Source organism: Leptothrix ochracea L12 (assembly GCF_000262525.1).
Map to the genome: position 1 here is coordinate 1 of NZ_JH660671.1, position 309 is coordinate 309.

Consider the following 309-nt stretch of genomic DNA (forward strand, 5'->3'; position numbering starts at 1 on the left):
GAGCTGCACGCTGATGCCCGAAGCATCGAGGTAGGCCGAGCCGGTGACCGAAGGTGTCGTCGAGGAGCTGCACCCGTTGGCGTCGAGCATCGAGCGGCACAGCGCTCAAGGAGACGGCCGGGTCGCTGCTGTTGGTGCCGAGCTTGGTGGATGCCAAGACCAGATCAGCCGGAGCGGCAGCGGCAGGCGCAATCGTGTCCGGGGTGATCGCGGTGGCGGCCGTGGTGAAGCTAGACGCGTTGCCGGCGGCGTCGGTGTAGCTGACGCGAGCCGAGTAGGTCGCATCGGGCAGAGCAGCGAAGGTGTAGG

1 protein-coding gene is annotated in these 309 nt (G+C 67.6%); it reads right to left on the reverse strand.

The genetic code is table 11. The features are described 5' to 3' along the window. A partial coding sequence (locus LEPOCDRAFT_RS02855; protein WP_043909594.1) for a hypothetical protein occupies positions 1-309 on the reverse strand: 309 nt, incomplete at both ends.